This window comes from Brucella gallinifaecis (assembly GCF_006476605.1).
In the GTDB taxonomy this organism is placed as follows: Bacteria; Pseudomonadota; Alphaproteobacteria; order Rhizobiales; family Rhizobiaceae; genus Brucella; species Brucella gallinifaecis.
In genome coordinates, this window is record NZ_ML636806.1 from 66,538 (window position 1) to 87,482 (window position 20,945).

The following is a 20,945-nucleotide window of genomic DNA, read 5'->3' on the forward strand; positions in this document are numbered from 1 at the left end:
TATTTTGTTCGCATTCACCCTGAACAACAGCGCCCATGACCGAACTACTTCTTGTAGGCGTTTCAGTCTGTAGCTAGATTTGTGTCATAGTGCCCGATGCTGATTCAGATACTGATTCAATTGTGAGGATAAAATACTGTTCCGTCATACGACCCATTTGCGGGCCTCCCTGTGTCTCCCACTTTCTCTGCCAGTATGGGCACAGCATAATTGGCGGAAACCAGCCATCGGTTTTGGCTTGTTTTGTGTTGCCCTGATTTCAGGCTGTCAGTCGATCAATTCCAGCAATGATCTGGGTCTTCAGCCGTCATCCAATCCAGTCACGGTTGAAAACGTTTCCCGCAATGATCGTCTTGCGCAGATTGGTGCGCAGCAGCATCCACGCATACTTGCCACTTATGGCGGCGAATATAAGGATGCAAAGCTGGAGCGCATGGTTGCCAAGATTGTGGGCAATCTCACAACGGTTTCAGACAAGCCCGACCAGACCTATCGCATTACTATTCTTGATAGCCCGAACATCAATGCTTTCGCATTGCCCGGCGGCTATCTTTATATAACCCGCGGTATGCTGGCACTTGCCAACGACTCATCTGAAGTTGCAGCCGTCATTGCCCATGAAATGGGCCATGTCGTTGCCAATCATGGTATTCTTCGTCAGGCGAAAGAAGCAGAAGCTGCAATCGCCGGACGTGTGGCAACAGAAGTTCTTCATAATGAAACTGCCAGCCGGGAAGCAGATATTCGCGGCAAGCTGCGCCTTGCACAATTCTCTCGTAATCAGGAACTTCAGGCCGATGCTATTGGCATCAAGATGATCGGTGAAGCAGGTTACGATCCATTCGCCTCCGCACGCTTTCTGCAATCCATGGAAGCCTATACGGATTTCCGTTCGGTTTCGGGCGCAACCGATGCAAGCCTCGACTTCCTGGCAAGCCACCCGGCCACACCGCAGCGCATTCAGCTGGCACTCGGACATGCACGGCGTATAGGCGCACCGGGTGTTGGCACTACGGACCGCGATTCATTCCTCAATGGCATTGATGGCCTGCTTTATGGCGACTCACCCAATGAAGGTTATGTGCGTGAGCAGACCTTCATTCATCCAAAACTGGGTGTGACTTTTACAGCACCCGCAGGCTTTACACTCGACAACTCGGCTACCGCAGTCATGGCCAGTGGCCCTGGTGAAGTGGCAATCCGTTTTGATGGTGCATCGCTTCCTGCCGGTTCAAGCCTGACTGATTACATCAAATCGGGCTGGGTAACAGGGCTGGATGAAAGCACGATCCGTCCGATCACCATCAACGGTCTGCCCGCTGCAACCGCACGCGCCAGTGCCGACCGCTGGCAGTTTGACATTGTGGTCATCAGTGCCAATAACAAGGTTTATCGCTTCCTCACTGCAGCGCCAAAAGGCAGCAACGCCTTGATGCCTGCCTCGCAAAGCGTAACGCAATCCTTCCGCCAGCTCTCACCAGCTGAGCAGCAAGCAATCAAACCATTGCGTATTCGTGTCGTGAGCGTGAAACCCGGAGATACGACAGCAAGCCTTGCAGCGCAGATGCAAGGCACAACGCGCAAACTTGAACTGTTTCGCTTGCTCAATGCAATGCCGGCAGGTGCAACCGTATCGGTTGGCGACCGCGTGAAACTGATCAGTGAGTAATATCAATGAAAACCATTGTTGAATCATTGCTGGCAGGAAAAATTGCCCCCCTTGGTGAACGACAGGCACCAAGCGGCATTGACAAAAAACCCGTGACTGGCCCGGTTCGTATCCTGCGTGAAGGTCTGGAATGCGACAAGCAGGGTGACAGAAAAGTGCATGGCGGCCCTGAAAAGGCGGTCCATCATTATCCACGCGATCATTATGCTGATTGGCTGCGTGATATCGGCAAAAACAATCAACTCAACAGCCCCGGAGCCTTTGGCGAAAATATTTCAACCACAGGACTGACCGAACATAATGTTGCAGTTGGTGATCGCTTTCGTATCGGCTCCGCGCTCATTGAAGTCTCGCAAGGCCGTCAGCCCTGCTGGAAACTAAACAGCCGTTTCAATGTAGCGGATATGGCGATCCGTGTTCAGAAAACAGGGCGCACAGGCTGGTATTATCGTGTGCTGGAAGAAGGTACGGCGGCACAAGATGACACGATGCTGCGCGTTGAACGGCTATCGCCGGAATGGACATTGCACCGTCTTTGGCATGTGCTTTATGTCGACATGCTCAATTATGACGAACTTGCTGAGATGGCAGAAATCCCGCACCTCGCAGACGGCTGGAAGCGTTATGCTATCCGCCGTCTTGAAAACCGCAAGGTCGAAGACTGGTCGGCTCGATTAAAAGGCAGTCAGGCCTGATAAGCTGCCTTTTCATGCTGATCAAGCAAGGCAATCTTGAGCTTTTCTATAGCCCGGCTTTCAATCTGCCGGACGCGCTCTTTCGAAATACCCAGCTTTTCGCCCAGCGCTTCAAGCGTCACTCCATCATCATCAAGCCGACGCTCGCGAATAATATGCAACTCACGCTCATTAAGCGCATGCAGTGCTGTATGAAGCCAGCTCACACGGCGTTCTGTGTCGATGGTGCCTTCCACCACTTCATCCTGCAATGGTCGGTCATCAACAAGAAAATCCATGCGGCTTGAAGCGCCGGATTCTTCATTGCGAATTGCAGCGGAAAGAGAACTGTCAGAACCTGATAACCTGCTGTCCATCACTTCCACATCACTTGTTGATACACCAAGCTGAGTTGAAATCCGTCGATAGATTTCAACCTTCGTCAACATTTCATCTTCCTGCGCAAGTTTTGAACGCAGACGACGAAGGTTGAAAAACAATGACTTCTGCGCGGAGCTGGTCCCTCCACGAACAATCGACCAATTGCGCAGAATATAATCCTGCATGGAGGCACGGATCCACCATGACGCATAAGTAGAAAACCTTACATCCCGTTCAGGATCGAAGCGTGCCGCAGCTTCCAGAAGCCCGACATAACCTTCCTGAATAAGATCGCTCATTGGAAGCTTGAACTTACGAAAACGCCCGGCCATCGAAATCACCAGACGCATATGCGATGCGGTAATCCGATGAAGTGCCTCCTGATCCTTGTTTTCTTTCCAGGCGATAGCCAGTGCACGCTCTTCTTCACGCTCAAGATAGGGCGCAGACATTGCATTACGGATCATGGATTGGGGAGAGGAAGAAGCGGCAGACGTCATATTATGCGCTGCAATTGGCAAGCGTGAGGCTGGAACTTGCCGTGATGCTGATACTTGGGAGGAACTGCTTATAGACAAGGTCTTCATCTGGTTCTCCTGTTCTTAGAGCGCATCCCGAAAAGTGTGAAACGGTTTTCAGACAAAGATGCGCGTTAAAACAAATATTTAGAGCGCCAATCTGATTCAATCAGATCGAAACGCGCTCTAATGCAAGCACCGCAAAATAAATTTGAAGCGCAAAACAAAAAATAACTCAGCTCTGCAAAGAAAAATTGAAAGAACAGCGCCTGTTCATTCAAAAAATCTTGGACAAACCTGCTTTGAGGCCAGATTGATACGCCGCAAAACAAACCCGTTTACGAACTGGTTTGATAACAACGCAAAAAATGCTCTCTGGTTCCATACAGAGAACAACAAATATTCAACCTATAAGAAAATAGAACCTGTCAGCGGATGGACAAGGAAAAGACAGTTTCCAGATAAATAAAAAGCCCGGCTTCAAACCGGGCTTTTAAAAGATAAATCCATGGATTTATTATTATGCGGCTTCAACTTCATCGCCGTCAACTTCACCTTCGGCATCAGCATCAGCCTTGGTGCGCTTTGGACTCTTGGCGAGATTTGCTTCAATTAAACGCACTGCTTCGGTATCAGAAAGCTTGTTAACGGCAGCAATCTCACGCGCCATACGATCAAGGGCCGCTTCATAAAGCTGGCGCTCGGAATAGGACTGCTCTGGCTGGTTTTCAGCGCGATGCAGATCACGAACCACTTCGGAAATCATAATCAGGTCGCCGGAATTGATCTTTGCATCATATTCCTGAGCACGGCGCGACCACATGGTGCGCTTCACACGTGCCCGACCCTGTACGACCTTCAATGCACGCTCGACATAATCAGTTTCGGACAATTTGCGCATGCCGATACTGACAGCTTTCGCAACCGGCACCTTAAGGCGCATCTTGTCTTTTTCAAAGTCGATAACAAAAAGCTCTAGCTTGTGCCCGGCGACTTCCTGCTCTTCAATGGCTACGATCTGGCCAACGCCATGAGCGGGATACACAATGGATTCACCGGTCTTGAAACCCTGACGAGCCGGCGCCTTCTTCTGCTGGGATGTCATACGCTCTAATACTCCCTGTTGTGCCCGGCAGAACACGCCGGTTAACACATGATATCGACCGCATTTCTTAAAAGAATTGCGGAAGTCGTTGCGGTTTTGAACTGAAAGCGAATCTCAGGCACAAAGTTATTTACTGAGCAGTTTTGGTGAGGAACGGTCGCTGAAATCGCAATAATCCATCCCGGTGCCATACAGCCCAGTAAAAAAGTGTAACCTTTCAGAGATTAACGCATTTGCGCCACGTGTTGACGTCCAGCCACCGAAATTATTTGTGCAACTTAACACAATTTTGCGCAAGAATCAACAAATTGCCAAACAGGATGATTCTGGCAATTTCCAGCTTTAAAAGAACATGCTGTAACCACAGTTTATGGCAGCAAAAATTCGCTTGCGATAACTACGGGCCGGCCTAATCGCCTGTGCCTGGCTCAGGAGAGAAAAACTTCTCAAGCTTGCCCGTTACGCCGTCCATTTCCTTGGCTTCAGGAAGCTCATCTTTCTTGGCGGTCAGGTTCGGCCACTTTGCCGCATATTCAGCGTTCAGCTCCAGCCACTTGTCAAGACCCGGTTCGGTATCCGGGCTGATGGCTTCAGCAGGGCATTCCGGCTCACAGACACCGCAATCAATGCATTCATCAGGATTGATGACGAGCATATTCTCGCCTTCATAAAAACAGTCGACCGGACAAACCTCGACGCAGTCCGTATATTTGCAACGAATGCAATTATCGGTCACGACATAAGTCATTGTCCAACTCCTGTTGCCCCCCTTCATTTCAAGAGGCGGCTTATCTCTAGTGAACTGGCAGTTAAACACTCAAATCGAACATCTGAATGTTTCTTCCGGTCACGTCATATGTGTCACGCATATGGTGCTACGGCGTGTGGCTTGCTTGCCAGCTCATGCCCTTGCAATCGCCATGGGTGAGGTAACGATTTTATTTGCCGATGACAAGAGTCCAAAAGTCACAATAACAATATGTCGCGAACATCTGAAATGACGTTTCCTTTGCAGGCAAAAAACCGAAAAATACTTTTAGTTTAATTCTTTAATACGCAATTTCTATCGCAGCAGCCAATCTGGCTGCGTCATCGCGTCCAGTCAGTTACCACGCAAACGGTCCGTTTCCCGACGTTCTTTCTTGGTTGGGCGCCCTGCTCCACTCTCCCGCCGGGGCGGCAATGCCTCGATCGTTTCCATTGGAGAAACGGGTTCTGGCGTCATATCTTCATAAAGAAGCCTGGCCTCCGGTGCCGGACCTCGCCTTTCACCGAAAGTCAGAACCTTGTAAATCACAACATGTCGCTCAAGGGTAATCGTCAGGACATCGCCAATTTTCACCTGATAAGCGGCCTGATCAATTTTCTGACTGTTAACACGCACTTTACCGCCGACGGCGAGTTTCGCCGCCAGCGATCTTGATTTGACCACGCGTGCAAAAAACAGCCACTTGTCGATACGCTGCCTTGCAACCGCTTCAGTCACCATTTTATTTCTTCATCTGCTCCTTAAGAGCCAGAAGCTTGGCAAAAGGCGAATCAGGATCGATCCGTACCGGACGCTCCTGTTCAACCCGTTTATTGCCCTGTTGATCCCCATGATCACGCTTCGGCTGACGATGATCCCGTTTGCCACCATCACGCGGCTTGCCTTTGAAACCTTCGCGTTTGTTCTGGCTTCGATCCTGACCTTCACCCTCATTGTTACGACGGTTCTTGTCAAAGCGTTTGGCCGGTCCACGGTTCTCACCAGCGCCTTCAGCCTCACCGCCCTGCTGGGAACGATTGTTTCGCTGACGATTCTGGTCCTGATTACGGTTACGACCTTCAAAACGACCCTGGCGCCACAAAAGAACCGGCTTAGGCTCTTCAACGGGGACAGCTGCGACTTGCGTTTCTTGCGTTTCGGGCTTTTCTTCCACAACGAGCGTCTGAACCGGTGCAGGAACCGGCTCTGCCGCAGGAACAGCAGGCTTTTCTTTAACAACAGCCGCTGGCACAGCAGCCTTGAAGACGGTGTCTTCTTCAACAGCCACCTCGGCCTGAGCCTGCGCCGCAAAGGCATCAAGCTCGGCAAGCTTTGCCGCAACCAGCGTTGCATCCATTGCTTCATGGCGATAGCCGAGGCTTTTGAGAATTTCTTCCATATCCTCGGCTGTGGCGCCAAGAATGGACATCATTGCTGGCGTCACAATAAAGCGACCACCGTCATAGGCGCCTTCGGCACGCGTGCCCGAACCCGGGCGCCAGGCCAATGCCGGACGAATAAGATCAGCAAGGCGTTCCAGAATGTCGATGCGCACTGCACGGCGACCCAGCACACGATAACCGGCAAGACGATAGAACTGCGGATCAAAAGCCGGATCAACAACAACCGATGTGCGCCCGGCGGCCAGAACATGAACCACATCGCCATAACCGGCACGTTCCCGACCATCATTCTTCAATGCCCAGAGCAGCGTGATAAGACCTGCGGGTGCAGGCTTGAGCAGCATCGGCATGAAAACATGATAGGCACCGAAACGTACGCCAAGCCGGCGCAGTGCTGCACGCGAATCCTGATCAAGGCCACGCACTTCCTCGCTCACATCACGGCGCTGAAGAATACCAAGATTCTCAACAAGCTGAAAAGCCAGCCCGCGCGTCATACCGGTCAGCGCATCCGCACTGCTCAGATCGGTCAGAGGCTTCAGGATTGTTTCAATGTGATGCGCCACAAACCGGTCGATACGTGCTGCAACCTTATCACGTGCCGGACCTGTCAGCTGCTCATCAGCCAGAATGACCGCACGCGGCTTCAGAACATCGTCGCCCGCAACAAGCGTTGCGACAGTTGCACCAACCCAGCGCAAAACGCCATCTGAGCCGAGCGCAAAATCGCCGTTGGGAGCAGCAGAGAAACGCTCCGCACGACGGTCAAATTCGGCGGCAAGCGCCTTTTGTGCAGCCGTTTTTACTGCCTTCGCATCCGGTCCATCGGACTGAACATCGGCGGTAAAACGGAATCCTTCCAGTTGCCCGACATTATGGCCTTCGACAATTACGTCTCCGGTCGAGCTGATTTCTGCTTCTAGCATGGCATTCTCTCTCAGGCGCCTCATAAGTACGCTTGTCCTGCGGTCTACAAAGCGTTTCGTCAACCTTTCATGAAGCGCGTCGGACAATCTGTCCTCAATTTCGCGCGTCTTTTCCTGCCAGTGTGTCGGATCGGCAAGCCATCCCGGCCTGTGCGACACAAAAGTCCAGGTACGGATTTGCGCCACGCGATGAGACAAAGTGTCAATTTCACCCTCTGTACTATCGGCGCGGCGCACCTGTTCGCTCATATAATCTTCATCAACGCTCCCTCGGCGGACCAGATCCTGATAAATGGTTGCTATGATATCGGCATGTTGTGCCGGCGCAATCTTACGATAATCCGGGAGCGCACAGGCATCCCATAAAAGTTCGATCCGCGCAGGCGAATTTGCAAGCCGCACAATGTCTTCGTCTTTCGACAAATTTTCAAGCGCCTGCTGATCAACAGCAGGCAGCGCTTTGGTCAGGCCTTCAATCGGTGTTGGCGTTTCCAGAGAATGATGCAGGGCATTCAATGATGAAAAATCAAACCGGCCAGTGCGCCATTGCAAAACTTTGACCGGATCAAAATCATGGGATTCCACACGCTCGACCAGCTCATCATCCAGTGGGCGCACCTGCCCCGTGACACCAAATGTACCATCGCGCAAATGGCGTCCGGCACGACCGGCAATCTGCCCGATTTCGGCTGGCGTCAGATCACGATACTGATAACCGTCAAATTTGCGATTTTGTGCAAAAGCAACATGATCAACATCAAGATTAAGCCCCATGCCAATCGCGTCGGTTGCGACCAGAAAATCAACCTCACCCGACTGGTAAAGCTCGACCTGTGCATTGCGGGTGCGTGGACTGAGTGCCCCCATGACCACCGCTGCACCACCGCGCTGACGACGGATAAGCTCAGCAATTGCATAAACTTCATCGCCTGAAAACGCGACAATGGCCGAACGATTCGGCAGACGAATGATCTTCTTGGCGCCCACATAGCTCAGATTTGACAGACGTGGCCGCGTTACAACATTTATCCCGCGCAGCAATTTCTCCAGAATGCCACGCATGGTACCGGCGCCAAGCAGCAATGTTTCCTGCCGCCCGCGCAAATGCAAAATGCGGTCTGTAAAAATATGACCGCGCTCCAGATCGCCTGCCAGCTGCACTTCATCAATAGCCACAAAAGGCATATCCGTGCGACGGGGCATGGCTTCAACGGTGCAAATGGAATAACGCGAATTGGGCGGAGTGATCTTCTCTTCGCCCGTGATCAGGGAAACATTGGCCGCACCGACCCTCTCGACCACACGATTATAAACCTCCCGTGCCAACAGGCGCAAAGGAAGGCCGATCATGCCACGACCATGCGAGAGCATCCGCTCAATGGCGAGATGCGTTTTGCCAGTATTGGTCGGTCCCAATACCGCAGTCACACCGCGGCCGCTCAAAGTCAGCGGCAGATCATGAGCAGTGAGTTGATTCATGCCAATAATAGAATCCCGGAACCAATGCCATACGTAAAGCCATGCGTTAGCACTATATGACTTAAGCCGAAAGCGCCCCTGTTAAGTTTCGATGATGTTTCGGAAAATTTCTGAAATGATCCCTCTTGAGAGTGCAGGATTGAAGCTTGTCCTCATCCCGGCCTGCATATTAACGAATATGCCTTTTAATAAATAGAACGACTCTGGAACGAATCAGCGACGAATCGCTCACAGAACGTTCTTCGCCTTTTGTTCACGGCAACATATAGTGGCAGGACAATTGATTCCCACCAGATAGTGAATCACCTTTGTTAATATCTGCCCCGAAACAGCAACAAATCTGTGACCGCGTTAACTTTTATCGCCAAGGCTATTTTAGAAGCTGAGGCGGCTAATAGATTCTTCATATAATATTAATATTTCCTGACAATTCGTTAAGGCCCTCACAAGTCAAACACCGCTTTTCATTAACTTTCAGCCCAAAACCGGAACGAATCGGCGACGAATCGCTGCTTTTCATATATTCCCTCTTTGTTCTCACAAGATATAGTGGCCAGACTGGACGCAGCGCCATAGAGCAGCAAGGCCTCACTGCTAAATATCAAAATTTCGGACGCTATCTGTTAAGCTTTAATCTTCTTATGAGCGTTCAACACATATGGCGACGCCCATACCACCACCGATACAAAGAGTGGCAAGACCGCGTTTCGCGCCCCGGCGCTTCATTTTGCAAGTTCTGTGCATTGCTCCCACGCGAGATATTTTTGCTCAAATCGATAATCAGTTTCACCCTTATGCGCACAATTTAACCCATACGCGTCAAGCAACACGCGCTAAGTTAGAATCATCACAACAAGGAGTCCCCTATGTCCGTACTGACACTCGACAAAGCCAATGCCATTATCACTGCAGCATTTACAAAAGCGACAGAACTGAAACTAAAACCGCTGGCTGTGTCGGTACTTGATGCGGGCGGGCATCTGAAAGCTTTTCAAAAACAGGATGGCGCATCGATTCTGCGCTTTGAAATCGCGTCAGGAAAAGCCTTTGGCGCTCTCGCTGTCGGCGCAGGATCACGCTGGCTCAACAACCAGGCAAAAGAGCGACCCCACTTCCTTGAAGGCCTGTCCAATGTTTCCGGCGGAAAGATCGTCCCCGTTCCCGGCGGCGTTCTGATTAAAAATGACATAAATGAAATTATCGGTGCCGTCGGCATTTCCGGTGATACGTCTGACAATGATGAGATAGCGGCCGTTGCCGGCATCGAAAGCGCAGGCTTTAGTGCTGATGCAGGCTGAAATGGACGGCTCCAGGTCACGTGAATACGTGGCCTCAGCTGGAAAATGAATGCCTTAAACATGAAAACGCCGCTTCCAGATACTGGAAACGGCGTTTTTTGAAATCTGTCTTCAACTGCACAGCAGCTTGGACTATTCCTTAGCTTCGAGCACCTGACGGCCACGATACATACCGCTCTTCAGATCGATATGATGTGGACGACGAAGTTCGCCCGAGTTCTTGTCCTCGACATAAGTCGGGGCTTTGAGAGCGTCTGCCGAACGGCGCATGCCGCGCTTCGACGGAGACGTTTTGCGTTTAGGTACTGCCATGGATTCAGCTCCACTGATCGATCAATAAACGTCCGGCACAGCCCCGAGGAGCCTGTCACATCGGACAAAATTCCGGAAAGTCACGTGCCTATACACGCTCTCGCAGCATTTGACCAGTCAGAGTCTTATCTTTTTTACACATCACCCACTTATTGCAGGCAAGTGACATAAGGCCCGGCTTTGGAAGCACGCCCGGCAATGATACGCGAGATACGCTGCATATTCCGGGTAGGTTTGGCCGGATTGCGCAATGTCGGATTGGGCAGCGCAACGGCAAGCAGAGCTGCTTGTCGCGCAGTCAGCCGTGATGCAGGGCGCTTGAAGTAATGCTGTGCTGCCGCTTCAATGCCGTAAATACCCGGCCCCCATTCAGCAATATTGAGATAAATCTCCATAATCCGCCGCTTTGACAAAATAGCGTCAGCAGCCAGAGCAAGCGGAAACTCCAGTGCTTTGCGAATATAGGAGCGCCCATTCCACAAAAACAGGTTTTTCACAGTCTGCATGGTGATAGTGGATGCGCCGCGACTTGGACCACCCTCACCCGCATCATCAAGCACAAGACTGAGCTGATGCCAGTCCACACCACCATGGCTGCAAAATTGTCCATCCTCAGCCATCATCACCGAATTCACCAGAACCGGTGCAACATCATCAATACTGACCCATTGCCGATCAACATCTTGCAACAGGACATAATCCTTCACCATCAAAGTGGATACCGGACGCACAAAGGGTACCGAATAGATAAGGATCAGAAAAAGCGGCAGGATAGCAAGCGCCACCATAATCTTGAGCATAAGGGCAATTCTGCCACCCCAAACGGGATCAGCCAGATATTTGCGCCCATTTTTGCTCTTGAGAATGATTTTTGCCACATCCACCGCCTGTTATTCCTTATCAAGCGACATAAACTATTCCTTAACAATAATGAACCCGATTCCATAATGCATCGGGCAAGAAACAAACTGTTTGATGACCGCTGGATGAAAAAGCCTGTGCTGATCAATGTGCCCGGTTGACCAAATCAGCTCTTTCGTCCATCCCCTTTAAACATGGAAAATATGTCTGTCGATTTTGCTCAATCCCTGAACCTGCGTGCGCTTGAAGTCGAGACAATGCTGGTCGGGCTTCTCGATCTTCGTTTACGCACTGGCGAAGTGGCGCGCCCTGAGCGATTGCTTGCTGCTATGCGTCATGGCGTACTCAATGGCGGTAAAAGACTGCGCCCGTTTCTGGTTATCGAAAGTGCGGCCCTGTTCGGCTATCATGGCAATGCGGCTCTGCGCATTGCAGCAGCCCTTGAATGTATTCATTGCTATTCCCTCGTCCATGATGATCTGCCTGCAATGGACAATGACGATATACGGCGCGGGCAACCGACGGTTCACAAAGCGTTCGATGAAGCTGCCGCAATCCTCGCAGGCGACAGCCTGCTGACCTATGCTTTTGATATTATCGCGTCAGATGAAACAGATCTGCCCGCCAGCATCCGCATCGAACTTGTATCGGCTTTGGCACGTGCATCCGGCATTGGCGGCATGGCAGGGGGTCAGGCGCTTGATCTGATGGCAGAAGACAACAAGCCCGATGAAGCAGGCATCATAACGCTGCAAGCCATGAAAACCGGTGCACTGATCCGCTTTGCCTGTGAAGCCGGTGCAATTATTGCAGGTGCCTCACGTGAGGACCGCGAACGCATGGCTGAATTTGGCTCCGCCATTGGCCTCGCCTTCCAGCTTGCAGATGATCTTCTCGATGTCACCGCCGATGCAGCCATTATGGGCAAGGCAACCGGCAAGGATGCCGGAGCTGGCAAAGCAACACTTGTATCACTTCACGGCATTGACTGGACACGCAAACAGCTTGGCGGACTTGTCGAGCAGGCTGAAAGCCTTCTTGAACCATTCGGCGAAGACGCAACAATTCTCAAACAGGCTGCCCGTTTCATCGCAGAACGTCAAAGCTGACAGTGGAGTGATCAGGAAGCTGCTTTCCTATCAAGCCCAAACCGATTCTCGATATATTCAGAGACCATCTTCTGAAAATCAGCGGCAATCTCAGGCCCACGCAGCGTTGTAACCTTCTTGCCATCGACAAAGACCGGCGCTGACGGCGTTTCGCCTGTACCGGGAAGCGAGATGCCGATATCGGCATGTTTCGATTCGCCCGGACCATTGACAATACAGCCCATGACCGCGACCGATAACGCTTCAACACCCGGATATTTTTCACGCCAGACCGGCATGCTGCGGCGAATATCATCCTGAATATTCTGTGCCAGCTCCTGAAAAACCGTTGAGGTCGTGCGTCCACAGCCCGGACATGCCGCAACAATCGGAATGAACTGGCGAAAGCCCATGGTCTGCAATAATTCCTGCGCCACCTGCACTTCGCGTGTACGGTCCCCACCCGGCTCGGGTGTCAGCGAAATACGAATCGTATCACCAATGCCCTGCTGAAGCAGAATGCCCATGGCAGCCGAAGAAGCAACAACCCCCTTGGTGCCCATCCCCGCTTCGGTCAAGCCCAGATGCAAGGCATGATTGGAGCGCTGCGCAAGCATGGTATAAACTGCAATCAGATCCTGTACCTGACTGACCTTGGCCGAAAGGATGATCTTGTCACGGCTCAACCCGATCTCTTCAGCAAGATTTGCCGAAATCAGTGCCGACTGAACAATGGCTTCACGCATGACTTCCTGTGCGCTCAAAGGCGCACCCTCCGCCTGATTGCGATCCATCAGTGTGGTCAGCAATTCCTGATCGAGTGATCCCCAGTTCACACCAATACGCACCGGCTTGTCATAACGGATCGCCATTTCAACAATATCGGCGAACTGCTTGTCTTTCTTATCCTTGAAACCGACATTCCCCGGATTGATGCGATATTTCGCAAGCGCTTCCGCGCAGGCTGGATGATCAGCCAGAAGCTTGTGGCCGATATAATGAAAATCGCCAACCAGCGGCACATTCAAGCCAAGGCGTTCAAGGCGTTCACGAATTTTAGGAACCGCAGCAGCCGATTCGTCTCGATCAACCGTGATGCGTACAATCTCGGAACCTGCGCGATGAAGTGCAGCAACCTGCGCAACCGTTCCATCAATATCCGCCGTATCCGTATTGGTCATCGACTGGACAACAACAGGCTCGCTGCCACCAACGATAACCCCGCCAACGCTCACGCCAACGGATTGACGACGGGGAAATGGATTTGAAAAATAGCTGACGGTCTCGGAAGACATTGTGCTCTGTTCTTTTGTCCTGCCGCAGTTGCCAACGCAAACCATATTCTGCGTATCGCAAACCGCGCTTGGTACGGGCCTGTTGTCAGGTGGCGTAGCAAGACGCAATTGTCAACGCCTGCCTGCTTCATTTTGTTGTTATATAATCACTTGCAAACGCCTTGTCGCCTCTTGTTAAAGCATACCTCGTAAAAGTGGAAACCGGTTTTCCGATAAGGATATGCGTAAAAACAAAGAATTAAAGCATATTATATGGAAATGCGTTCTGGCCCTAATGTGATTGATCCGCATATTTTGCCAGCCCCGAGAAAGCCAGAACGACCAGCAACAAAACAGGCAACGACAAAAATACCACGCTGAAACCGCTATGCTTGGCAACAAAGCCAATCAGCGAAGGTGCAACCAGCATACCAGAATACCCCATGGTTGTGGCAATTGACAGGCCAACACTTGGATTGACGCCCGGTATGTTTCCACCGATTGAAAACGCAATCGGCACCATATTGGAAATACCAAGACCGCAGACTGCAAAGCCAAAAATCACGGCATAAGGATGGCTCGACAAGCCAACAATCACCATGCCGATTATAGCAATCGACGTGCAAAAGCGCAGCGTATTAATCGCGCCAAAACGATCGCGGACAACGTCACCGGCAAAACGCATGATCGCCATGGTCATCGAGAAAGCAGCAAAGCCAAAGCCTGCAACTGTGACCGATGCACCCAGTTCATCACGCAGATAATAGGCGCCCCAATCAAGGATTGCCCCTTCCGGGATCATCGAGAACAGCGCGATGATACCAACCAGCCAGGGCAAGGCAGTGCGCGGTAAAGCAAGTTTCTGCTTTTCATCGCTTGGGCTATGGTGCTTGTCGGCAATAATCGACGGCCAGGCAAACACAAGCAGACCTGCGGCCACCACAGTTGCAATCATGGCGTGAACGCTCGAGCCAAGATTTGCAATAAGAAAGCCGCCACTTGCCGCACCGATCAGACCGCCCAGGCTCCAGAAAGCATGGCATGACGACATGATTGCACGGCGCATGCGCTTTTCAACACCAACGGCATTGGCGTTCATTGCGACATCCATTGCGCCGATCATGCCACCAAAATAAAACATAACAATCACGGCTGTGACTATATTCGGCACCAGTGCAATTACCAGCAAAGCAGGGATAAGGCCGATTGCAAACAATTTGACCACGGCCCCTGAGCCGCGATGCGCCGACAAGGCACCCGCAACCGGCATCATCGAAAGAGAGCCGATACCAAAGACAAGGATCATCAGGCCCATGCCACTGGTATCAAGTCCGAGACGTGCCGCAAATTCGGGAATTTTTGGCGCCCAACCACCAAAAATATACCCGTTTATCAAAAAAAGCAGCGCCACCGCAACGCGCTCTCTGGTTACGATTGGCGCACGCCCAATCAGCACATCATCTCGCCCAACAGTCTGTTCCATGGCTTCCTCAGGCACGCTCATCAGCAGCGTATATAATTGTCATGCCTGACGCCCGATAAGGCGCAAGGACATCTTCTTTCGTATCATGTTCAACAGCCATAACATTGACCGTCTCAATCGGTATGACATCGTGCGCAGCAACAGTGCCAAGCTTGCCACGGGTAATTGCCAGCACAACCTTGCGGCTGCGTCCGGCAATGACCCGCTTGAATTCTGCATCTTCCAGATGAAGTGCCGTGACGCCTGTTTCAGCGGCAAAACCACAAACACCGAGCAGACAAAGATCAGGTCGCACCAGTTCCGCATCACGCAAAGCCCGTGCACCAACCGCAGCACTGACACGGCGATCAATCGGGCCACCAATCATCACCACATCAATCTTTGCCGATTGCAGCGCAATAGCAGCAATAGACGGCGTATTGGTGACAATCGTAATCATATCCTCGCGATCAACCAGCAGCCGTGCAAGTGCAAGATTGGTTGAAGAGGAATCAAGAAACACCGTCATATTTGGCTCAACCAGACCAGCCAGCGCCATTGCCAAAGCCATCTTGGCTTCCGGCCTTTCCGTGTCGCGTTCTGCAAGGGGTGCATAAGAAGGCGCAGCCATCAGCGCACCGCCATAAACACGTTTGCATAGACCCGATGCAGCCAGCTCACGAAGATCGCGGCGGATTGTATCTTCCGAAACCCCGAAGGATTCAGCCAGCTCGCTCGCCAATACGCGCCCGGACTGCTCAAGCAGCTCCCGAATACGCGCCTGTCTTTCGTCCAATAATAGCTCAGTCATCGCTGGCCCCTTATCATGCACAAACATGTATGAATCGGCACAAACGTGCATATCAGATTTTTATAACCATGCAAACTAAAGAAAACGCCGCACCCTTTACAGGGGACGGCGTCAATCATTCTATGATGTGAAAGCTGGATCAGTCAGCGTAAACGACAAGCAAATCCTTCGCATCAATCTGCTCCCCGGGACGCACAAGCACTTCGGCAACAGAGCCATCGCGTTCGGCACGCAAAGCAGTTTCCATCTTCATCGCCTCGATGGAAAGCAGCACATCACCCGCCTTCACATTCTGCCCTTGCGAAACAGCAACGGTTGAAACCACACCAGGCATTGGCGCACCCACTTGACGGTCATTGCCAAGTTCTGCCTTCCGCTTAACGCCACCCGATGCACCCTTGGCGCGGTTAGGCACTTTTACGCGGCGCGGCTGACCGTTGAGTTCAAAGAAGACAGTGACCATGCCCTTTTCGTCAGTCTCAGACATCGCCTGATTAACGATCACCAACGTCTTGCCGCGTTCAAGATCGACAAAAACTTCCTCTTCCGGCTTCAGACCGTAGAAATAAACCGGCGTTGGCAACACACTGGTCGGGCCATAATTTTCCTGTGCTGCCACATAATCCGTGAAGACCTTTGGATACATCAGGAAGGACGCAAACTCCTGATCGGTGATTGCACGACCCAGTGTTTCCTCAATCGACTTACGTTCCGCCGCAAGATCAGCGGCAGGAAGCAGCGAACCCGGACGCACAGTGAACGGCTTTTCGTCTTTCAGCACTTTCTTCTGCAATGCAGCAGGCCAACCCGACGGCGGCTGTCCAAGATCACCGCGCATCATCGAGACAACCGAATCCGGGAAGGCAATATCCTTGTCCGGGTTTTCAACATCGGCAACGCTCAAGTCCTGAGACACCATCATCAAGGCCATATCGCCCACCACCTTGGAGGACGGCGTAACCTTGACAATATCGCCAAACATACGGTTCACATCAGCATAGGCCTGTGCCACTTCATGCCAGCGGGTTTCAAGACCCAGCGAACGCGCCTGTTCTTTCAGGTTCGTGAACTGACCACCCGGCATTTCATGCAAATAGACTTCCGATGCTGGTCCCTTGAGGTCACTTTCAAAGGCTGCATACTGATTGCGCACCGCTTCCCAATAAAAGGAAATGCGGCGGATTGTTTCAGTATCAAGGCCCGGATCACGGTCCGATCCATGCAGAGCTTCCACAATCGAGCCAAGGCATGGCTGCGATGTATTGCCTGAGAAGGCATCCATTGCCGCGTCAACGGCATCAACACCGGCATCAACTGCTGCAAGCACAGTCGCTGCCGAAATGCCCGATGTATCATGGGTGTGGAAATGGATCGGCAAATCGGTTTCTTCACGCAGTGCCTTGAACAGCACGCGCGCCGCCGCAGGCTTCAACAGACCTGCCATATCCTTGAGCGCAATAATATGGGCGCCTGCCGCCTCGATCTGTCTGGCCAGATCGACATAATATTTAAGGTCGTATTTGGCGCGATCCGGGTTAAGAATATCGCCTGTATAACAGATAGCTGCTTCACAAAGCTTGTTCTCTTCCAGCACCGCATCCATCGACACGCGCATATTCTCAACCCAGTTGAGACTGTCAAACACGCGGAAAATATCCATGCCGCCCCGGGCAGCTTCGCGCACGAAATATTTGACCACATTGTCAGGATAAGACTTGTAGCCCACACCATTGGCACCGCGCAGCAGCATTTGCAGCAAGATATTCGGTGCACCTTCGCGCACCATCGCCAGACGCTCCCACGGATCCTCCGTTAAAAAGCGCATCGACACGTCAAAAGTCGCGCCGCCCCAGCATTCAAGCGAAAACAGGTTCGGCAATGCCTGCGCATAAGCATTGGCAACCCGCGCAATATCATAGCTACGCACACGCGTTGCCAATAGTGACTGATGCCCGTCACGCATGGTCGTATCCGTCATCAGAACGCGCTTTTCATTGCGCATCCATTCGGCAAATTTTTTCGGCCCAAGCTTGTCAAGCAATTGCTTGGTTCCATCCACCACCGGGCGATCACCAAACCATGGCACAACCGGCCTGGCGGCATCTTTCGAAGGCTCGGCACGGCCCTTGGTTTCCGGATGACCATTCACGGTCACATCCGCCACATAGGTTAAAAGCTTGGTCGCACGATCCTGACGCTTCATATGTGTGAAGAGTTCCGGCGTCGTATCGATAAAGCGTGTCGTATAATCATTCGACTGGAATTTTGGATGATTGATGATTGCTTCAACGAAAGTAAGATTGGTTGCGACACCACGGATACGGAACTCTCGCAGAGCACGGTCCATACGACGAATGGCTTCAATCGGCGTCGCACCCGACGCCGTCACCTTCACCAGCAGCGGATCATAATAGCGCGTGATAACAGCGCCCGAATAGGCTGTGCCCCCATCAAGACGAATACCAAAACCGGATGCCGAGCGATAAGCCTGAATGCGTCCATAATCGGGAACAAAATTCTGTTCAGGATCTTCAGTGGTAATACGGCACTGAAGCGCATGACCATTGAGGTGAATATCCTTCTGCTCCGGCACGCCTGATTCTGGCGTTCCAATCGCATGGCCTTCGAGAATATGAATCTGCGCCTTGACGATATCAATGCCTGTCACTTCTTCCGTGACAGTATGCTCAACCTGAATGCGCGGATTCACTTCAATGAAGTAAAACGCACCTGTATCGGCATCCATCAGGAACTCGACTGTGCCCGCACCGATATAATCGGTGGCATGCGCAATCTTCAGACCATAACTGGCCAGTTCCTGCCGCTGCGCATCATTGAGATAAGGTGCAGGTGCACGTTCGACAACTTTCTGATTGCGGCGCTGGATCGAGCAATCGCGCTCATAAAGATGAACAGCATTGCCATGCGTATCGCCCAGAATCTGCACCTCGACATGGCGTGCACGCTCGACAAGCTTTTCGAGATAAACCTCATCCTTGCCAAAAGCTGCCTTGGCTTCACGCTTGGCTTCAACCACTTCACGATCAAGGTCAGCCTCGGCACGGATCGCACGCATACCGCGACCACCACCGCCCCATGAGGCTTTGAGCATCAACGGATAGCCGATCTTGGCGGCAAGCTTTTTAACTTCTTCGATGTCATCAGGCAGAGGATCAGTCGCAGGCACCACCGGCACACCGATCTCGATCGCAAGATTACGTGCCGCAACCTTGTTACCAAGCCGGCGCATGGTTTCAGACTTCGGACCAATGAAAATAATGCCGTTTTCAGCACAGGCATCAGCAAATTCAGGACTTTCCGACAAAAGACCATAGCCCGGATGAATAGCATCCGCACCCGACAGCTTGGCCACCCGGATGATTTCATCAATCGAAAGATAGCTTTCAATCGGGCCTAAATCCCGCTCCAGATGTGGACCACGACCAACCTGATAGCTTTCATCGGCTTTAAAACGATGCAGCGAGAGCTTGTCTTCCTCTGCCCATATAGCCACCGTTTTAATGCCAAGTTCGTTTGCGGCACGGAACACGCGGATAGCGATTTCAGAACGATTGGCGACCAGAATTTTACGGATAGACAAGGCAGGTCTCCCAGGCTGCAATGATAAAGATGGCTTTGCTTACCCTGCAAAATAGTTAAGCGCAAACAAACTGTGCAGCCAAAAGAGAAAAACAAAATGCCCGGCCAAAAGCCGGGCAAAATGATGAAATTTAAGTCAAATTATGCTAATATATGAGGCATATTTATTTTTGGAAGTAGTTATATTTTCCGTCATCCCCCTTACGCCATTCAAACATGACATAAGGCGACAGGCTGGGATCACCTTTCGCATCATAAGACAGATCACCAAGCACCGTCTTGAACGGACCTTTATCCTTCAAGGCAGCCGCAACTTCCTGCGGATTATTGTTTCCGGCAGCATTGGCAGCATCCACCAGCGATTGAACGCCAGCATAAGCATAGAAAGTATAAGCTTCCGGCTCAAAGCCCTTGTCACGGAAAGCCTTGATCAATTCAGCATTGGCTGCATCATCACGCGGATCCGGGCCAAAAGTGTTGAGAACACCTGCAACCGCATCACCGGCAATGGATGCCAGCTCGTTGGAAACAATACCATCGCCCGAGATAAACTGCGCCTTGAGATCCTGATCGGCCATCTGACGAATGATAAGTGCTGCCTCCGGGTGCATCCCTCCCCAATAAACGGCAGTAATACCGGCGGCTTTCATCTTGGAGATCAGCGCCGAGAAATCCTTGTCACCCTGATTGACGCCTTCATAAAGCGTTTCCTGCATGCCATTGGCATTGAGCGATTTCTTGGTTTCGTCCGCAAGCCCCTGACCATAAGGCGTCTTGTCGTGGAGGATCGCGATTTTGCCGTCCTTATAATTATCGGCAATATATTTGCCTGCAACAATGCCCTGCTGATCATCGCGACGGCATGTGCGGAATGTGTTCCACAAATCACGCTCGGTAAAGGTTGGATTTGTCGTGCCCGGCGCAATCATCAATATGCCGTTTTCAGCATAAATATCCGATGTCGGAATGCTGACGCCCGAATTGAAATGACCAAGCACGAACTGCACGCCATCACCAACAAACTTGTTTGCAACCGAAATGCCCTGACGGGGATCAGCAGCATCATCGCCATAAACAATAGTGATCTGCTCGCCATTCATCCCGCCTTTGGCATTGGCTTGTGCGACAGCAGCTTCAACACCACGCTTGATCTGTTCGCCATAAGCGGCCTGCCCACCGGTAAGCGGCGCACCGACACCCAAAAGCACATCCGCCAAAGATGTACCGCCCATCGCAACCAGTGCAGAAAAGCAAACACCACAGAACAAGGATTTTTTCATTACAGCCACTCCCATCAAGTCTCCCCTCCTCCGGGGAACAATTTCAAAACATAGAT

Annotated in this window: 16 protein-coding genes and 2 pseudogenes; 4 read left to right on the top strand and 14 right to left on the bottom strand. The window is 51.6% G+C overall.

The window, feature by feature from the left end; genetic code table 11:
• Positions 1-187: 187 nt before the first annotated feature.
• Together cdlP and FHY56_RS11550 are read left to right on the top strand one after the other, a co-directional pair.
• Positions 188-1,669: a cell division protease CdlP gene (gene cdlP, locus FHY56_RS11545; RefSeq protein WP_140905429.1), complete on the top strand. Its 1,482-nt coding sequence runs from the start codon at positions 188-190 to the stop codon at positions 1,667-1,669.
• Positions 1,670-1,674: 5 nt separating this feature from the next.
• The gene (locus FHY56_RS11550) at positions 1,675-2,364 is read left to right on the top strand and encodes an MOSC domain-containing protein (RefSeq protein ID WP_140905322.1); all 690 of its coding nucleotides are present in this window, start codon (positions 1,675-1,677) and stop codon (positions 2,362-2,364) included.
• Here the strand turns inward: FHY56_RS11550 and FHY56_RS11555 are convergent.
• The 7 genes and pseudogenes from FHY56_RS11555 to FHY56_RS18280 form a co-directional block, all read right to left on the bottom strand.
• Positions 2,355-3,224, bottom strand: a complete 870-nt coding sequence (locus FHY56_RS11555; protein WP_376890323.1) for an RNA polymerase factor sigma-32 — start codon at positions 3,222-3,224, stop codon at positions 2,355-2,357. The two genes, FHY56_RS11550 and FHY56_RS11555, sit on opposite strands and share 10 nt — an antisense overlap.
• Positions 3,225-3,762: 538 nt before the next feature.
• The gene (locus tag FHY56_RS11565; protein WP_140905325.1) at positions 3,763-4,347 is read right to left on the bottom strand and encodes a CarD family transcriptional regulator; all 585 of its coding nucleotides are present in this window, start codon (positions 4,345-4,347) and stop codon (positions 3,763-3,765) included.
• A gap of 409 nt (positions 4,348-4,756) precedes the next feature.
• On the bottom strand, positions 4,757-5,095 hold the full coding sequence (gene fdxA / locus FHY56_RS11570) for a ferredoxin FdxA (RefSeq protein ID WP_140905326.1): 339 nt from the start codon (positions 5,093-5,095) through the stop codon (positions 4,757-4,759).
• 354 nt (positions 5,096-5,449) lie between these two features.
• On the bottom strand, positions 5,450-5,836 hold the full coding sequence (locus FHY56_RS11575; protein WP_140905327.1) for an RNA-binding S4 domain-containing protein: 387 nt from the start codon (positions 5,834-5,836) through the stop codon (positions 5,450-5,452).
• A 1-nt stretch (position 5,837) separates the two neighbouring features.
• A pseudogene (locus tag FHY56_RS18365) lies at positions 5,838-6,218 on the bottom strand (helicase); the annotation flags it as partial.
• A 63-nt stretch (positions 6,219-6,281) separates the two neighbouring features.
• Positions 6,282-8,903 (bottom strand): annotated as a pseudogene (locus FHY56_RS11580) (helicase-related protein); the annotation flags it as partial.
• 639 nt (positions 8,904-9,542) lie between these two features.
• A complete protein-coding gene (locus FHY56_RS18280; protein WP_268898918.1) occupies positions 9,543-9,656 on the bottom strand; it encodes a hypothetical protein in 114 nt (37 codons plus the stop codon).
• Between the two features lie 113 nt (positions 9,657-9,769).
• Between FHY56_RS18280 and FHY56_RS11590 the strand changes: the two genes are divergently transcribed.
• Positions 9,770-10,201, top strand: a complete 432-nt coding sequence (locus tag FHY56_RS11590; RefSeq protein WP_140905329.1) for a GlcG/HbpS family heme-binding protein — start codon at positions 9,770-9,772, stop codon at positions 10,199-10,201.
• A 132-nt stretch (positions 10,202-10,333) separates the two neighbouring features.
• Here FHY56_RS11590 and rpmF read toward each other — a convergent pair whose 3' ends face one another.
• Together rpmF and mtgA are read right to left on the bottom strand one after the other, a co-directional pair.
• Complete coding sequence (rpmF, locus tag FHY56_RS11595; RefSeq protein WP_006467787.1) at positions 10,334-10,513, bottom strand: 50S ribosomal protein L32; 180 nt, start codon at positions 10,511-10,513, stop codon at positions 10,334-10,336.
• A 149-nt stretch (positions 10,514-10,662) separates the two neighbouring features.
• Positions 10,663-11,391, bottom strand: coding sequence for a monofunctional biosynthetic peptidoglycan transglycosylase (mtgA, locus tag FHY56_RS11600; RefSeq protein ID WP_193556783.1), 729 nt, complete (start codon positions 11,389-11,391; stop codon positions 10,663-10,665).
• Positions 11,392-11,568: 177 nt separating this feature from the next.
• Between mtgA and FHY56_RS11605 the strand changes: the two genes are divergently transcribed.
• Positions 11,569-12,483 (top strand): polyprenyl synthetase family protein, encoded by a 915-nt coding sequence (locus tag FHY56_RS11605; RefSeq protein ID WP_140905331.1) that lies wholly within the window; start codon positions 11,569-11,571, stop codon positions 12,481-12,483.
• 11 nt (positions 12,484-12,494) lie between these two features.
• Here the strand turns inward: FHY56_RS11605 and ispG are convergent, their stop codons facing one another.
• The 5 genes from ispG to FHY56_RS11630 form a co-directional block, all read right to left on the bottom strand.
• Positions 12,495-13,757, bottom strand: a complete 1,263-nt coding sequence (gene ispG / locus FHY56_RS11610) for a flavodoxin-dependent (E)-4-hydroxy-3-methylbut-2-enyl-diphosphate synthase (protein ID WP_140905332.1) — start codon at positions 13,755-13,757, stop codon at positions 12,495-12,497.
• A gap of 271 nt (positions 13,758-14,028) precedes the next feature.
• Positions 14,029-15,219 carry an MFS transporter gene (locus FHY56_RS11615; RefSeq protein ID WP_140905333.1) on the bottom strand — a complete coding sequence of 397 codons (1,191 nt, stop codon included), beginning with the start codon at positions 15,217-15,219 and terminating at the stop codon, positions 14,029-14,031.
• Positions 15,220-15,226: 7 nt separating this feature from the next.
• Positions 15,227-16,009, bottom strand: a complete 783-nt coding sequence (locus tag FHY56_RS11620; protein ID WP_140905334.1) for a DeoR/GlpR family DNA-binding transcription regulator — start codon at positions 16,007-16,009, stop codon at positions 15,227-15,229.
• Positions 16,010-16,148: 139 nt separating this feature from the next.
• Positions 16,149-19,610 carry a pyruvate carboxylase gene (gene pyc, locus FHY56_RS11625; RefSeq protein ID WP_140905335.1) on the bottom strand — a complete coding sequence of 1,154 codons (3,462 nt, stop codon included), beginning with the start codon at positions 19,608-19,610 and terminating at the stop codon, positions 16,149-16,151.
• 163 nt (positions 19,611-19,773) lie between these two features.
• Entirely contained in the window at positions 19,774-20,889 is a 1,116-nt protein-coding gene (locus FHY56_RS11630; RefSeq protein WP_140905336.1) for a branched-chain amino acid ABC transporter substrate-binding protein, read from the bottom strand.
• Positions 20,890-20,945: the final 56 nt, after the last annotated feature.

Bases quoted from the DNA above. Each gene is read 5' to 3' on its own strand.
- FHY56_RS11550 (WP_140905322.1), top strand. From the start codon at position 1,675: ATGAAAACCATTGTTGAATCATTGCTGGCAGGAAAAATTGCCCCCCTT.
- FHY56_RS11555 (WP_376890323.1), bottom strand. From the start codon at position 3,224: ATGACGTCTGCCGCTTCTTCCTCTCCCCAATCCATGATCCGTAATGCA.
- FHY56_RS11565 (WP_140905325.1), bottom strand. From the start codon at position 4,347: ATGACATCCCAGCAGAAGAAGGCGCCGGCTCGTCAGGGTTTCAAGACC.
- fdxA (WP_140905326.1), bottom strand. From the start codon at position 5,095: ATGACTTATGTCGTGACCGATAATTGCATTCGTTGCAAATATACGGAC.
- FHY56_RS11575 (WP_140905327.1), bottom strand. From the start codon at position 5,836: ATGGTGACTGAAGCGGTTGCAAGGCAGCGTATCGACAAGTGGCTGTTT.
- FHY56_RS11590 (WP_140905329.1), top strand. From the start codon at position 9,770: ATGTCCGTACTGACACTCGACAAAGCCAATGCCATTATCACTGCAGCA.
- rpmF (WP_006467787.1), bottom strand. From the start codon at position 10,513: ATGGCAGTACCTAAACGCAAAACGTCTCCGTCGAAGCGCGGCATGCGC.
- FHY56_RS11605 (WP_140905331.1), top strand. From the start codon at position 11,569: ATGGAAAATATGTCTGTCGATTTTGCTCAATCCCTGAACCTGCGTGCG.
- ispG (WP_140905332.1), bottom strand. From the start codon at position 13,757: ATGTCTTCCGAGACCGTCAGCTATTTTTCAAATCCATTTCCCCGTCGT.
- FHY56_RS11615 (WP_140905333.1), bottom strand. From the start codon at position 15,219: ATGGAACAGACTGTTGGGCGAGATGATGTGCTGATTGGGCGTGCGCCA.
- FHY56_RS11620 (WP_140905334.1), bottom strand. From the start codon at position 16,009: ATGACTGAGCTATTATTGGACGAAAGACAGGCGCGTATTCGGGAGCTG.
- FHY56_RS11630 (WP_140905336.1), bottom strand. From the start codon at position 20,889: ATGAAAAAATCCTTGTTCTGTGGTGTTTGCTTTTCTGCACTGGTTGCG.